The sequence below is a fragment of the Sphingomonas sp. PP-F2F-A104-K0414 genome (genome assembly GCF_004340945.1).
Lineage (GTDB): Bacteria > Pseudomonadota > Alphaproteobacteria > Sphingomonadales > Sphingomonadaceae > Sphingomonas.
Window position 1 is genome coordinate 217,965 of the sequence record NZ_SLYD01000002.1, and the last position, 14,253, is coordinate 232,217.

Genomic DNA, 14,253 nt, shown 5'->3' on the forward strand with positions numbered 1-14,253 from the left:
GCTGAAGGGTGCCCTTGCCCTGATGGTCCTGCCGATGATCGTGCTTGCCGCCTGCGACGGCAGCAAACCGCTGATCAAGCGCGAGCCGAAGGAGCCGGTGTTCCCCGCGGCCGATCGTCCAGTCGCGTCGATCGTGTCGTCGCGCTGGTCGAACGAAGAGGCGCGCGATCGACTGAACGAAGCTGGCGAGGTGATGAACAAGGCCGAGATCCGCAAGGGCATGACGGTCGCGGATATCGGCGCGGGTGAGGGCTATTACACGATCCGCATGGCTGCGCGGGTCGGCAAGGACGGGCGTGTGCTGGCCGAGGACATCGTCGCGAGCGTGCGCGACACGCTGGCGGAGCGTGTCGCGCGCGAGGATCTGGCGAACGTCAGCGTGAAGCTGGGCGAAGCGAACGACCCGAAGCTGCCCGAGGCGAGCTTCGACCGGGTGCTGATGGTGCACATGTATCACGAGATCGAGCAGCCGTACGAGTTCCTGTGGCGGCTGCGGCCTTCGCTGAAGCCCGACGGGCTGGTGGTGGTGGTGGATGCGAACCGCCCGACGCAGAACCACGGCACGCCACCGGCGTTGCTGAAGTGCGAGTTCGCTGCGGTTGGGTATACGCAGGTCGATATGGACGAGATGCCGTCGGCGGGCGGGTATCTCGCGACGTTCCGCGCGACCGGGCCGCGGCCGAAGCCGGAGGCGATTCGGGCTTGCAGGTTGGGGTGAGGAGCCCCGGTCAATCCTCCCCTGCAAGGGGAGGTGTCAGCCCATCGGGCTGATGGAGGGGTATCGCGCTATCGAGAGGGTGTCACCCCTCCGTCTGGCAAGCGCCAGCCACCTCCCCTTGCAGGGGAAGATTGATGTCGAAACGGTCAAATCACCCCCATCGTCCTGAGATTCGTCACCTCGTCGCCCGCGATCACCAGATGATCGAGCAACAACACCTCCAGCGTCCGCAACCCCGCAGCCAGCGCCCGCGTGAACGCCACGTCCTGCGCACTCGGCGTCGCATCGCCGCTCGGATGGTTATGCGCCATCACGATCCCGACCGCGCCGAACGCCAACGCATCCGCTGCAACCGTGCGGATCGAGATCGCCACCTGATCCCGCCCCCCGACGACATGCCGCATCCCGAGAAGCCTCCGATTCGGATCAAGATACGCGACCGCCACCGTCTCGACCGTGGCATGCCCCAACCCTGCGAACAGCGCGCGAGCCGCGGCGAGGTCCGCGATACGAGGAGAAGGCACGGGCGACGGCGGCACATACCCGCCTGCCCCGCGACACCGGCGACCGCACGCGCAACTACATCCGCTTGAGCCCCCGCCCCCGCGCCGCTACGCCCCCAGCATGCGCCAATATCTAGACCTCATGGACCGCGTGCTCTCGACCGGCGTCGAGACGATGGACCGCACCGGCACCGGCACGCTCAGCGTGTTCGGCGCGCAGATGCGCTTCGATCTCGCGCAGGGCTTCCCCGTGCTCACCACCAAGAAGCTTCACCTCCGCTCGATCATCGTCGAACTCCTGTGGTTCCTGCGCGGCGACACCAACGTGCGATGGTTGCAGGACCGGAAAGTCGCGATCTGGGACGAATGGGCGGACGAGAGCGGAGATCTCGGCCCGGTCTACGGCAAGCAATGGCGCGATTGGGCCACTGCAGACGGCCGCCACATCGACCAGATCGCCGAGCTGATCGACCAGATCAAGACGAACCCCGCCTCACGCCGCCAGATCGTCAGCGCATGGAACCCGGGCGACCTCCACGCGATGGCACTCGCGCCGTGCCACTGCCTGTTCCAGACGCATGTCGCGGGCGGCAAGCTGTCGCTCCAGCTCTACCAGCGCTCGGGCGACATCTTCCTCGGCGTGCCCTTCAACATCGCCAGCTACGCGCTGCTGACGCACATCCTCGCGCAGCAATGCGAGCTCGAGGTCGGCGAGTTCATCTGGACCGGCGGCGATTGCCACCTCTATTCGAACCATCTGGAGCAGGCGCAACTGCAACTGACGCGCTCGACGGGGCCTCTCCCCCGCCTCGAAATCGTGCGGAAGCCGGACACGATCGACGCGTACGAGTATGAGGATTTCGTCCTCCACGATTACGTCGCGCAGGCTCACATCAAGGCCCCCGTCGCGGTCTGAACAGAGAGCGACCCAGCGGCCGCGCCGCGCGACCGAATCGCAATAGGAACCCCGGGCAGCGCGCGCGGTTCAGATGCGCATGGATATCACACAGCTCATTCTCGACGAACACGCGCAGCAGCGCGCACTGTTCGCGCAGATCGATTCGATCGACGCCAAGGACACCGAGGCGCTGTCGGCACTCTGGACCCGCCTCAAGAACCTGCTCGATGCGCATGCCGAGGCGGAGGAGCGCTTCTTCTACCCGCGGCTGATGAAGATCGGCACCGGCGGCAACGACGCCGACTCGGCCGCCGAGGAAACCGAAGACGCGATCGAGGACCACAACGACATCCGCGACACCGGCGAGGCGGTCGACAAGCACCCAGTCGGTTCGGACGCGTGGTTCGCAGCGGTCGGCGAGTGCAACAAGGCGAACAGCGATCATCTGGCGGAGGAAGAACGCCAGGGCCTGACCGACTTTCGCAAGCATGCGACGCTGGAAGAGCGGCATGAGCTTGGCGTGCGGTTCGCGGCGTTCGAGGCGAATCATCTCAACGGGGTGAAGGTCGTCGACAAGGATCCCGAGGCGTATGTGAAGGAGCACGCGCCAAGCTGAACCCCAAACTCCACCTCCCCGGCGAAGGCCGGGGCCCAGTTGGAAAGGTGGGAGTGACGGGACGCAGCGCTCCGTTAGCAACGTTTCCCAACTGGACCCCGGCTTCGGCCGGGGAGGTGCTAGGGTAAGGTTCGGGCGTAACCCCGGACTGGAACCCCGCCCTCTGATCCGGCATGACCGCCGCATGATCACCTTCTACCTCGCCCGCGCTAGCAACGGCGTCATCGGCCGCGACGGGCAACTCCCCTGGCGCCTCCCCGCCGACCTGAAGCGCTTCAAGGCGCTCACGATGGGCAAGCCGATGGTGATGGGCCGGAAAACGTTCGAGAGCTTCCCGAGCCCCCTCCCTGGTCGCCGCCACATCGTCCTGACGCGGGGCGACTGGAGTGCTGAGAGCGCGGACGTCGCACACTCGGTCGAGGAAGCGCTCGCAATGGCGGGCGACAACGTGGCGGTGATCGGTGGTGCGCAGATTTACGCGCAGTTCCTTCCCCACGCGGACCGTATCGAACTGACCGAAGTCCACGCCGCCCCCGAAGGCGACGCGACCGTCCCCGCCTTCGACGGCTGGCAAGAGATCGCCCGCGAATACCAACCCGCGGAAAACGACCGCCCGGCCTACAGCTTCGTAACGCTAACTCGCCCCTGAGCTGTTCTCCCGCGAAGGCGGGAGCCCAGACTGGACTCCCGCCTTTGCGGGAGAACAACGAGGCGCAGCAGCCAACCGCACGGAAGGACTATCGCCTTTCGCGACGGCTGGTTACTGACCCGCGCATGCAACGTCTCGACGGCGGTGCGGTGCTCCCGTCGTATCTGGCGAACGGGATCGTCGCGCTGGGGAATTTCGATGGATTTCACCTCGGTCACCAGGCGGTGGTCGCGAGCGCGGTCGCCTGGGCGCGTGCCGAGGGGCGCCCGGCGCTGGTGGCGACGTTCGATCCGCATCCGGTCCGCCATTTCCGCCCCGATACCGCGCCGTTCCGCCTGACCACACTCGATCAGCGCCAGCAGCTTTTCAAGAAGGCCGGCGCCGATGCGATGGTCGTGTTCAATTTCGACGGCGATCTTGCCGCGCTGACCGCCGAGCGCTTCATCACCGAGCGGCTCGAACGCAATCTGCGCGTCGCCGGCGTCGTCACCGGCGAGGACTTCACCTTTGGCAAGGGCAAGGCCGGCACGGTCCGCACGCTTGCCTCGCGTGGGCCCGCGCACGGATTTCGCGCGGAAACGGTGAGCGCGATCGAACTGGAAGGCGAGACCGTCTCCTCTACCCGCATCCGCGAGGCACTGCGCGCTGGCGACATGGCCACCGCCACCCGCCTGTTGACGCGTCCGTTCGCGATCCAGGGTTTCGTCCAGCACGGCGACAAGGTCGGTCGCACGATCGGCTATCCGACCGCCAATCTCGACATGGGCAATTACCTGCGCCCCGCCTACGGGATCTACGCGGTGACCGGGCGGCTGGAGGACGGTCGCGTGCTCAAGGGCGCCGCCAACCTCGGCATCCGCCCGAGCTTCGATCCGCCCAAAGAACTGCTCGAGCCGCATTTCTTCGATTTCGGCGAAGACCTGTACGGCCAGCGGATCGAGGTTTCGCTGATCGAGTATCTCCGCCCCGAGGCCAAGTTCGCCAACCTCAATGCGCTCATCACGCAGATGGACGCCGACTGCGCGCGCGCGCGGACGATCCTGGCATAACCGCGCCCCTCGCCGCGAGGGAGAGGGATGGCAACGTGAGCCGCTACCGGCTACAGCCCGGCCCACTTATGACCGATACTCCTGCGCCCGCCCGCGATTACCGCGATACCGTCTTCCTGCCGAAGACCGACTTCCCGATGAAGGCGGGTCTCGCCGCGAAGGAACCGGCGATCCTCAAGCGCTGGGCCAAGCTCGGCATCTACGACCGGTTGCGTGAACAGCGGCTCGGGCGCGAGCGGTTCATCCTGCACGATGGTCCGCCGTATGCGAACGGCGACATCCACATGGGCCACGCGATGAACAAGGTCCTGAAGGACATCATCGTCCGCTCGCAGTCGCTGATGGGGAAGGACGCGCCGTACGTCCCCGGCTGGGACTGCCACGGCCTGCCGATCGAGTGGAAGGTCGAGGAAGCGTATCGCGCGAAGAAGCTCAACAAGGACGACGTCCCCGTCGACCAGTTCCGCGCCGAATGCCGCGCCTATGCCGAGAAATGGGTCGCCGTGCAGAAGGCCGAGTTCGAGCGGCTCGGCGTGATGGGCGACTGGGCCGACCCGTATCTGACGATGAAGTACGACGCCGAAGCCGCCATCGTCGGCGAGCTGCTCAAGTTCGCCGAGAGCGGCCAGCTGTACCGCGGCGCCAAGCCGGTGATGTGGTCGCCGGTCGAAAAGACCGCGCTCGCCGAGGCCGAGGTCGAGTATGAGGACATCGTCTCCACGCAGATCGACGTCGCGTTCGAGATCGTGGACGCGCCTAATGCGCCCGAATTGGTCGGCGCTTTTGCGGTGATCTGGACGACCACGCCGTGGACGATCCCGGTGAACCAGGCGCTGAGCCATGGGCCTGAGATCGAGTATGCCGTGTGCAAAGTCACCATCAGTGGCTCGTTAGTTGGCAACGTGGACGAGAACCTCGAACCACGGGTGATAGAAGCACAGCGATCACATCCTTGGCGGAACGTTGATCGCGTTATCGTCGCACAACCTCTCGTTCAGATGCTCCAAGAGCGCGCCAGAACAAACGATTTTTCAGTTTCGTTGGACGTTGAATCGATCATCCAGGGTTCGCAACTCGAAGGCGCAACCGCACGCCACCCAATGCACGCACTCGGCGGGTTCTTCGCGAAGCCACGCCCCTTCCTCCCCGGCGAGTTCGTCACGACCGACGCGGGCACCGGGCTCGTCCACATGGCGCCGGACCACGGCGAGGACGATTTCGAACTCTGCAAGCAATACGGCATCGACCCGGTCTTCGCGATCGACGGCGCCGGGATGTACCGCGCCGACTGGGCATGGCTCGGCGGCCAGGGCAGCGTCATCAACAAGAAGTTCGTGAGCGCCGACGGCCCGATCTGCACCGACCTGCGCGAGGCCGGCGCGTTGCTCGCGGCGAGCGACGACTTCAAGCACAGCTACCCGCATTCGTGGCGCTCAAAGGCGAAAGTGATCTTCCGCGCGACTCCGCAATGGTTCATCCCGATGGACTCGTCTTCCGCTCCCTCTCCCCGCAGGGGAGAGGGAGCCAGAAGCTGGCAACGGCGCCACTCTCCGCGAGATCGCCCTCGACGCGATCGCCGCGACCACCTGGATCCCCGCGCGCGCCGAAAACCGGATCACGTCGATGGTCCAGGGCCGCCCCGACTGGGTCATCTCGCGCCAGCGCGCCTGGGGCGTGCCGATCGCGCTGTTCGTGAACCGCGCCACCGGCCAGTACCTCAACGACCCCGCGGTCAACGCGCGCATCGTCCAAGCCTTCCGCGAGAACGGCGCCGACGCGTGGTACGCCGACGGCCACCAAGCGCTGCTCGGCCCCGACTACGACCTCGCCGATTACGAGGTCGTGAAGGATATCCTCGACGTCTGGTTCGATTCCGGCTGCACACACGTCTTCACCGTCGAAGCGCGCTACGGCGAAGGTACGCGGGCCAATCTCTATCTCGAAGGTTCGGACCAGCATCGCGGCTGGTTCCAGTCGTCGCTGCTCGAAAGCTGCGGCACGCGCGGTCGCGCACCCTATGACGCGGTCCTGACGCACGGCTTCGCGCTCGACGGCCAGGGGCGGAAGATGTCGAAGTCGCTCGGCAACGTCGTCGATCCGCTCAAGATCATCGGCGAGTCCGGCGCGGACATTCTCCGCATGTGGGTCGCCTCGACCGACTATTTCGACGACGTGAAGATCGGCAAGGAAGTGCTCGCCACCGCCTCCGACGCGTATCGGAAGCTGCGCAACACGTTCCGCTACATGCTCGGCGCGCTCGAAGACTTCGACGAGTCGGAGCGCGTCGCGGTGTCCGACATGCCCGAGCTGGAGCGCTACGTGCTTCACCGCCTCGGCATGATCGACACCGAACTGCGCCAGGCCGCCGAAGCATACGAGTTCAACCGCTACACGCGCCTGCTGACCGACTTCGCGAACGAGGATCTGTCCGCGTTCTTCTTCGATATCCGCAAGGATTCGCTCTATTGCGACGCGGGCGACGACATCAAGCGCCGGTCGTACCGCACTGTTCTCGACGTGCTGTTCCACGCGCTGGTCCGGTATGCCGCGCCGGTGCTGTGCTTCACCGCCGAGGAAGTGTGGCAATCGCGCTTCCCCAACGACGATAGCTCGGTACACTACCTCGAATGGCCGTCGCTGCCTGAGGTGGAGGATGGCGTTGTTATCGGGAAAAAGTGGACGCAGATCCGTGCGCTGCGCGAAACCGTTACCGAAGCAATCGAACCGATGCGTCGCGAAAAGACTGTTCGCTCAAGCTTAGAGGCAGAAGTGACAATTCGATCGGTCTCGCCTCTTGCGCCGAATGAAGCAGCGGAGTTAGCCGAGGCGTTCATCGTCGCGAAGGTTACGCCGGGCGACGATGTCACCGTGACGCGCACCGACTTCCACAAGTGCGGCCGCTGCTGGCGTCACCTCCCCGAGGTTAAGGTCGATGGCAACCTGTGCGATCGTTGCGAAGAGGTGGTGGCCGATGCGTAACCTCCCCAAGGCTGGGTTCGGGGCGGCGATCGCGCTGTTCCTTGCAGACCAGCTCAGCAAATGGGCGGTGACCAAGCCGCTCGGGATCGACTCGCTCGGCGACTCGCAGACGATCACCTCGTTCTTCGACCTCCGCTTCGTCCCCAATATCGGCATCTCGCTCGGGCTGCTCCCCGCCGACGGCCACCTGACCCGCTGGGCGCTGGTGCTGCTGACCGGTGCGATCGCGGTCGGCGTCGCGGTGTGGATGACGCGCGAGAAGAACCCCGCCGATCAGGTCGCGCTCGGCTTCGTGCTGGGCGGGGCGATCGGCAATATCCTCGACCGGATCCGGCTCGGCTACGTCGTGGATTTCTGCGACTTGCATATCGGCGAGTGGCGTCCGTTTTTGGTCTTCAATGTCGCCGATGCAGCGATTACTGTCGGCGTGCTCGTCCTGCTTGTTCGGGCGCTGCTCGTGCGCGAGAAGCCCCCTGTGGAGAATTCCCATGCGTAAGTTTGTGCCCCTGGCTGCCGGTATGGCGAGCGTCGTTGTCCTCCTGTCCGGCTGTGCGACGAGCAAGAGCCTCGATCGCGCGCGTCCCGACGAGTTCGCGGTGGCCCGCCAGGCGCCGCTCGTGATCCCGCCCGACTTCGCACTCGTCCCGCCGCAGCCCGGCGCCGCCCGCCCGCAGGATACCGCGGCCAACGCACAAACGCTCGACGCGCTGTTCGGCGGGACTGCTGCACGCAGCGCGGCCGAGACTGGCGTGCTGAACGACGCGGGTGCGGACAGCGATGACCCCGGCATCCGTTCCAGCGCTGGCGATCCCGGCACGACGGTGGTCGACAAGGGCTCGACCACGCGCGACATCGTCGCGGCGCCAGAGGGCGATGGCCAGGACGCGCGTACGACCGCGAACTGATCGCGTTTCAGCGGCTGACGAAAAAGGGCGGCCCCTCGCGGGGCCGCCCTTTTTCGTGTCTGGTTGGTGCCGTGGCAAAGTCCGAAGCGGACCATGATTTCATGATCTCACGATCCGTGCCCGCACCCGCCCCTAAATCCGTCATCCCAGCGAAAGCTGGGATCTCACCGTAGGGCGAACGTCGCCCGCCTCGAGGGATACCCCAGCTTTCGCTGGGGTGACGGCTTGGGAATTGGGGAACGAAGTAGCCCCGGCAAGAATAACCTCGGCACGCCCCTCACCCATCACCACCTCCCCTTTCCAGATAGGAAAGGGAAAGCAGGAAGGGCGAGGACGGCGCTAGATCAGAACGCCGCGGTCAGCGAGACCAGGACCTTGCCGTTTGCGATCGAGCCGTTGCCGTCCTGACCCCGACTGAAGCTTGGCTGGAGATACGCCGACTCGCCCTTGCCGATGTCGGTGTCGACATACGCAACACCCAGCGTCAGCGGGGTCGTCGGGATCACATAGTCCGCGCCGAGCAGCCAGTCGAAATACTCGCCGGTCGGCGACACGCTGGTCGCGAACGGCCCGAGGCCCTTGTTGCCGCGCGAATAGCCGATATGGCCCTTCACGGTCAGCCCGGTGTTCGGGATCCCGCTGCTGACGTCGCCCCAGAGATAGAGATTGTCGTCCTTCGCATTGACGCGGTCGTAGACGCCGTTCGCGGCCGATGTGCCGTTGGTATACCAGGGCCCCAGCGCCTGCTGCTTGGGCGCGTAGGCGACGCCGGCGGTGAGGGCGACGGGGCCGGCGGTGCCCGACAGCTTGGCATAGGGCTCGATGAAGTCGGTGTTGTCGAAGCCGCTCGGGTACATGTACCAGGTCGCGCCGACGTCGAGCGTACCGCCGCCACCGACCGGGACCTTGTAGCCCGCGATCAGATCGAGCTCCATGTTGGCGCCGCCGAACGTGCCCCAGCCCGCGAGGTTCGAGCCCCAGGTGCCGATATACAGGCCGCTCTTGTGCGCGATGGTGATGCCACCCTGGACGGCGAGGTTCTCGTCCGACTGCGACACGCCGCGAAAGCGGTAATCGCTGACGAGCCCGACCGAGCCGGAGACCGTGACCTCCTTGGGTGGTGCGGTAGCCTCGTCCTGAGCGAACGCTGGCGTAGCGGCAGCCAATGCGATGCCGCCGAGAAGAATAGTGGTGAAGCGCATCGTTTCCCTTTCGATACTGGAAAGTCGATGTCCCCGCCTGCAACCGCGGACGCCGCATCTATCAAGGCATTAGCCTCCGAGTGCGGTCTTTCCTGCGGTGACGAATGTGTGACAGTCCATGGTGCGACGCACAAGCGAATCTTGCGTACAATCCGGGTTTGACGCCACACATGTTGCGCAACAGACACACCAAATCTATCCGAGGGGCAGCGACAAGACTGAGTTTCAACCGCCGGGAGGGCGCCGGAGACGTCGGGGCGACGCGATCAGGTCAGAATGACGATGGCGACGCCCGCGACCGACAGGATGACGCTCAGTATCACCAGCCACCGGACCTCCGGCGCGTCTCGCGATGAACTGGCGCGGTGCACCGCGGTGAGCAGCAGCCCCGTACTCACCAGAACAATGAGGCTGCCCAACAGATCGCCTTGAGTCTCCGTCATCACTCGTCCCGTCGGCTGGCCTGCGAATAGGGTAGTGACGCGGCCCTATCGGGGTGATGACGCGGCGATGAAAACTGCGGACGGACCGTTAGCCGCGCACTCGCCGAAAGGCGTCTAACCCCGCTTCGAGATCGGCGATCAGGTCGGCGGGGTCCTCCAGGCCAATCTGGAGGCGCACCATCGGGCCGGCGGCGTCGCGCTTGGTGACGCTGCGATGGCGGTGCGGGTCGGCGGGGATGGCGAGGCTTTCGAAACCGCCCCAGCTATAGCCTATGCCGAACAACTGGAGTGTATCGATCAGGGCGGCGCGCGATGCCTCGTCGCCGCCGTTGAGGACGAACGAGAACAGGCCGCTAGAGCCCTTGAAGTCGCGGACGAACAGGTCGTGGCCGGGGCAATCGGGAAGTGCTGGATGGAGGACCTGTGCGACTTCGGGCCGCGATTGCAGCCACTTGGCGATGGTGAGCGCGCTCGACTGGTGCTGCGCGAGGCGGACCGCCATCGTGCGCAAGCCGCGGCTGCCGAGCCAGCAATCGTCGGGGCTAGCGACCTGGCCGAGTTGGAAACTCGTCTCGCGCAGTTTCTTGAAATGGCCAGGCGCCGCGGTGACCGAGCCGAGCATGACGTCCGAATGGCCGACGACGTACTTCGTGCCGGCGAGGATCGTCAGGTCGACGCCGCGCTCGATCGCGGGGAAGAACAGCGGGGTTGCCCAGGTGTTGTCGAGCAGCGTCGTCACCCCCCTCGCCTTCGCGGCGGCGACGATCGCGGGCACGTCCTGCACTTCGAAGCTCAGCGAGCCGGGGCTTTCCATGAAGATCGCCCGCGTGTTCTCGCCGATCAGGTCGGCGATGCCCGCGCCGATCATCGGGTCGTAATAGCGCGTGGTGATCCCGAACCGCTTGAGCAACCCGCCCGCCATGCCGCGCGTCGGGTCGTAGGCGCTGTCGACGAGCAGCAGTTCGTCGCCGGGGGACAGCACCGACAGCAACGCCGCCGCGATCGCCGCGACGCCCGAGCAATAAAGGAACGTCCCCTCAGCGCCGGGCTCGAGCGAGGTCAGTGCATCGGCGAGGCTCCACTGCGTTGGCGTGCCTTTTCGCCCGTAGAACAGACGGTGATGCGTGTCTTTGGTGGCGCTTTCGCGGAGGTGGCCGACGGAATCGTAGAGGATCGTCGAGGCGCGCCAGACCGGCGGGCTTACGATGCCCTGCGTCCATTCCTTGCGACGGCCGGCGAGAACGACCTTGGTCGCGTCGCCGACCGGCTTATTCGTGTCGCTCATGCCGTTCCCGTCGCCTTGGGTGTGTCGGGATCGCCACCCCATTCGGACCAGCTGCCATCGTACAGCGCCGCGTCGTTGCCGAGCAGATGTGCGCCGAACGCGAGCACCGACGCGGTGATGCCCGAGCCGCAGGTCATCACGATCGGCTTCGCCAAGTCGATGCCCGCCTTGTCGAACTCTGCCTTCAGCGCGTCACCGGTCTTCCACGTGCCGTCCGCGTTGAACACCGCCCCCTGCGGCAGGTTCTTCGAGCCCGGAATATGCCCCGGCGCGGTCCCCGGCCGCGGGTCTTCCTCCGCACCGGTGAAGCGCGTCGCGGACCGGGCGTCGAGCACCTGCTCCGCCCCGCTTGCGACGTTCGCCTTCATCTGGTCCAGGTCACGCACGCCCTTCAGATCCGCCCAAGTCGTGAAGTGGCGATCCCGCGGCGCCTCCTTGCCCGATGCGGTTTCGCGCCCCTCGGCCTGCCACTTGGCCAGCCCGCCATCGAGGATCGCCACGTTGTGCGCGCCGAACAGCCTTAGCATCCACCACGCCCGCGCGGCCGTGTGCCAAGGCGAACTGTCGTACAGCACGATCCGGCTGCCATCGCCGAGACCCAGCGTCTGCATCCGGCTCGCGAATTTCTCCGCCGAGGGCAACATGTTGGGCAGGTCGCTGTCGGTATCGCGCAGTTCGGCGAGGTTCATGAACACCGCGCCGGGGATGTGCGCCGCCTCATACTCCGCCGCCGCGTCGCGCCCTTCTGCATAGGTCGCGTCGACGATCCGCAGATCGCTCGCGCCCAGTTCGTTCGCCAGCCATTCGGTGCTTACCAACGCGTCCATATGCGGCTCCTTGTGCTCGTGAGGTCAGTAGCCAGCGGGGCCGCTCGCGTCGAGGGAGGCAAGGAACGTCGCCGCCTGCGCACGCGTCGCCTCGCGGTCCGCCTCGGACTGTTTCGACCAGTTGCGATACGGCATCGCCAGCCGGTTGTTGCGCCCGAGCTTGTCCTCATGCCGCGCGAGAAAATCCCAATACAGCGCATTGAAAGGGCACGCATCGGGTCCGATCCGCTGCTTCACCTTGTAGCGGCACGTCCCGCAATAATCGGACATCCGATCAATATACGCGCCCGACGAGATATATGGCTTAGACCCCAACAAGCCGCCATCGCCGAACTGGCTCATCCCCAGCGTGTTGGGCAGCTCGACCCACTCGTAGGCGTCGACATACACCTCGAGATACCATTGGTGGACCTTGGCCGGGTCCGCGCCGATCAGCAGCGCGAAATTGCCCGTCACCATCAGCCGCTGGATGTGGTGCGCGTGTGCGGTCTCGAGCGTCTGGCCGATCGCCTCGCGCAGGCAGTGCATGTCGGTCTCGCCGGTCCAGTACCAGCCTGGCAGTTCGCGGTGGTGGTCGAGGAAGTTGCGCTCGACATACTGCGGCCCCTCGCGCCAGTAGATCCCGCGCATATATTCGCGCCAGCCGATGATCTGTCGGATATACCCCTCGACCGCGTTCAGCGGGGCACACCCGGCGCGGTATTCCGCCTCCGCGCGCCGGCACAGATCGAGCGGATCGAGCAGGCCTGAATTGATGTAGGGCGACAGGATCGAGTGCCAGAGATGCCGCTCGCCGGTGAGCATCGCGTCCTCGTAGTCGCCGAACTGCGGCAGCGCGTGCTTGAAAAAGTTCGCCGCCTGCCGCTCCGCATCCTTCGCGGTCACGGCGTATTCGAACCCGTCGAGGCTCCCCGGATGATCCGCGAACCGCTCGGCCACCAGCGCCAGTACGTCCTTGGTAATCGCGTCCGGCTTGAACACGATCGGACGCGGCATCAGCAGGTCGTTCTTGGCGGGCTTGCGGTTTTCCTTGTCGAAGTTCCAGCGATCGCCCTCGGGTTTGCCGTCGGCCATCAACAGCCCGGTGCGCGTCCGCATCTGGCGATAGAACCACTCCATCGTCAGCGTTTTCCGCTCGGCGGCCCACGTCTCGAAGTCGGCATGGCTGGCGAGGAAGCGGTCGTCGCTGCGGATCTCGACCGGGATGCCGAACAGCGTCTCCCAGCTTTCGAGCATCGCCATCACGCGCCACTCGCCGCCCTCGGTGACGACGATCCGCTCCGGGTCATGCCGCTCGACCGCGCGCACGATCTCGCCGGTGAAGCTGCCCGCGTTGTCGGGGTCGTCGAGCGCGGTGTATTCGACCGTCCACCCGGCCGCGCGCAGCGCCTCGGCATGATGCCGCATCGCCGCCAGGATATAGGCGATCTTGCGCTTGTGGTGACGGACATAGGTCGTCTCCTCGGCGACCTCCATCATCAGCACGATGGTTGTCGTCGGGTCGCAGTCCCGCAGCGAAGCGAGGTCGATCGTCAGCTGGTCGCCGAGGATCGGCACGAGTGTGGTTTTCTTGCGCGTCATCGCGTCCTACATGGCGCACTATGACCGCACCCGCCAACCCATTGCATCTGGGCCAGAACAGCGCCCTCCCCGCCTCTCCCGAAGAGGCCGTACTCGATTATGTCCCGAACCCGCGACCGGGGCGGACGTATCTGGTGCGGTTCGCGGCGCCCGAGTTCACGTCGCTCTGCCCGGTGACCGGCCAGCCCGACTTCGCGCACCTCGTCATCGACTATGTCCCCGGCGAGACGATCGTCGAGTCGAAGTCGCTGAAGCTGTTCCTGAGCAGCTTCCGCAACCATGCCGGGTTCCACGAGGATTGCACCGTGGGCATTGGCGAGCGCTTGTTCGACGAGATGAAGCCGGTATGGCTGCGGATCGGCGGCTACTGGTATCCGCGCGGCGGAATCCCGATCGACGTGTTCTGGCAATCGAGTGCACCGCCGCACGATCTCTGGCTGCCCGACCAGGGAGTCGCCCCGTATCGTGGCCGCGGTTGAGGGCCCGGGATGAGGACGCGAAATATCGATTTGATTTAAATTGATATTTTTCCCGTGCTGCACTGCAGTATGCGATGAAACTTTATGCTACCTGAACCGTTCAAATGGATGCGCGACCG

At 65.5% G+C, this 14,253-nt stretch carries 14 protein-coding genes and 1 pseudogene; 9 read left to right on the plus strand and 6 right to left on the minus strand.

What is annotated here, in order from left to right:
- The first annotated feature begins 22 nt into the window (after positions 1 to 22).
- Positions 23 to 718: a class I SAM-dependent methyltransferase gene (locus tag C8J46_RS05250; protein ID WP_132736844.1), complete on the plus strand. Its 696-nt coding sequence runs from the start codon at positions 23 to 25 to the stop codon at positions 716 to 718.
- A gap of 146 nt (positions 719 to 864) precedes the next feature.
- Here C8J46_RS05250 and C8J46_RS05255 read toward each other — a convergent pair whose 3' ends face one another.
- Positions 865 to 1,242: a JAB domain-containing protein gene (locus C8J46_RS05255; RefSeq protein WP_243643227.1), complete on the minus strand. Its 378-nt coding sequence runs from the start codon at positions 1,240 to 1,242 to the stop codon at positions 865 to 867.
- A gap of 100 nt (positions 1,243 to 1,342) precedes the next feature.
- On the opposite strand from C8J46_RS05255, the gene C8J46_RS05260 reads away from it, so the two are divergent.
- The 7 genes and pseudogenes from C8J46_RS05260 to C8J46_RS05290 all read left to right on the plus strand — a co-directional run bounded on the left by C8J46_RS05260 (position 1,343) and on the right by C8J46_RS05290 (position 8,317).
- Positions 1,343 to 2,137 (plus strand): thymidylate synthase, encoded by a 795-nt coding sequence (locus C8J46_RS05260; RefSeq protein ID WP_132735897.1) that lies wholly within the window; start codon positions 1,343 to 1,345, stop codon positions 2,135 to 2,137.
- Positions 2,138 to 2,216: 79 nt separating this feature from the next.
- A complete protein-coding gene (locus C8J46_RS05265) occupies positions 2,217 to 2,735 on the plus strand; it encodes a hemerythrin domain-containing protein (protein WP_107963303.1) in 519 nt (172 codons plus the stop codon).
- A gap of 184 nt (positions 2,736 to 2,919) precedes the next feature.
- Entirely contained in the window at positions 2,920 to 3,384 is a 465-nt protein-coding gene (locus C8J46_RS05270) for a dihydrofolate reductase (protein WP_132735900.1), read from the plus strand.
- A 125-nt stretch (positions 3,385 to 3,509) separates the two neighbouring features.
- Entirely contained in the window at positions 3,510 to 4,433 is a 924-nt protein-coding gene (locus C8J46_RS05275) for a bifunctional riboflavin kinase/FAD synthetase (protein WP_132735903.1), read from the plus strand.
- A gap of 68 nt (positions 4,434 to 4,501) precedes the next feature.
- A pseudogene (ileS, locus tag C8J46_RS05280) lies at positions 4,502 to 7,412 on the plus strand (isoleucine--tRNA ligase).
- Complete coding sequence (gene lspA, locus C8J46_RS05285; protein ID WP_056065859.1) at positions 7,405 to 7,908, plus strand: signal peptidase II; 504 nt, start codon at positions 7,405 to 7,407, stop codon at positions 7,906 to 7,908. The pseudogene ileS and the gene lspA overlap by 8 nt, the downstream one beginning before the upstream one ends.
- Positions 7,901 to 8,317 carry a DUF3035 domain-containing protein gene (locus C8J46_RS05290; protein WP_132735906.1) on the plus strand — a complete coding sequence of 139 codons (417 nt, stop codon included), beginning with the start codon at positions 7,901 to 7,903 and terminating at the stop codon, positions 8,315 to 8,317. The genes lspA and C8J46_RS05290 overlap by 8 nt, the downstream gene beginning before the upstream one ends.
- A 344-nt stretch (positions 8,318 to 8,661) precedes the next feature.
- Here C8J46_RS05290 and C8J46_RS05295 read toward each other — a convergent pair whose 3' ends face one another.
- From C8J46_RS05295 to C8J46_RS05310, 5 genes are all read right to left on the minus strand, one after another.
- Positions 8,662 to 9,519 (minus strand): TorF family putative porin, encoded by an 858-nt coding sequence (locus tag C8J46_RS05295; RefSeq protein ID WP_132735909.1) that lies wholly within the window; start codon positions 9,517 to 9,519, stop codon positions 8,662 to 8,664.
- A 266-nt stretch (positions 9,520 to 9,785) separates the two neighbouring features.
- A complete protein-coding gene (locus C8J46_RS20720; RefSeq protein ID WP_165886461.1) occupies positions 9,786 to 9,962 on the minus strand; it encodes a hypothetical protein in 177 nt (58 codons plus the stop codon).
- Positions 9,963 to 10,050: 88 nt separating this feature from the next.
- Positions 10,051 to 11,247: a cystathionine beta-lyase gene (gene metC, locus C8J46_RS05300; protein WP_132735912.1), complete on the minus strand. Its 1,197-nt coding sequence runs from the start codon at positions 11,245 to 11,247 to the stop codon at positions 10,051 to 10,053.
- A complete protein-coding gene (sseA, locus tag C8J46_RS05305; RefSeq protein WP_132735915.1) occupies positions 11,244 to 12,074 on the minus strand; it encodes a 3-mercaptopyruvate sulfurtransferase in 831 nt (276 codons plus the stop codon). Before sseA ends, metC begins: the two co-directional genes overlap by 4 nt.
- A gap of 24 nt (positions 12,075 to 12,098) precedes the next feature.
- Entirely contained in the window at positions 12,099 to 13,655 is a 1,557-nt protein-coding gene (locus C8J46_RS05310; protein ID WP_132735918.1) for a cryptochrome/photolyase family protein, read from the minus strand.
- A 20-nt stretch (positions 13,656 to 13,675) separates the two neighbouring features.
- On the opposite strand from C8J46_RS05310, the gene queF reads away from it, so the two are divergent.
- Positions 13,676 to 14,134 (plus strand): preQ(1) synthase, encoded by a 459-nt coding sequence (gene queF / locus C8J46_RS05315; RefSeq protein WP_132735921.1) that lies wholly within the window; start codon positions 13,676 to 13,678, stop codon positions 14,132 to 14,134.
- Positions 14,135 to 14,253 lie beyond the last annotated feature (119 nt).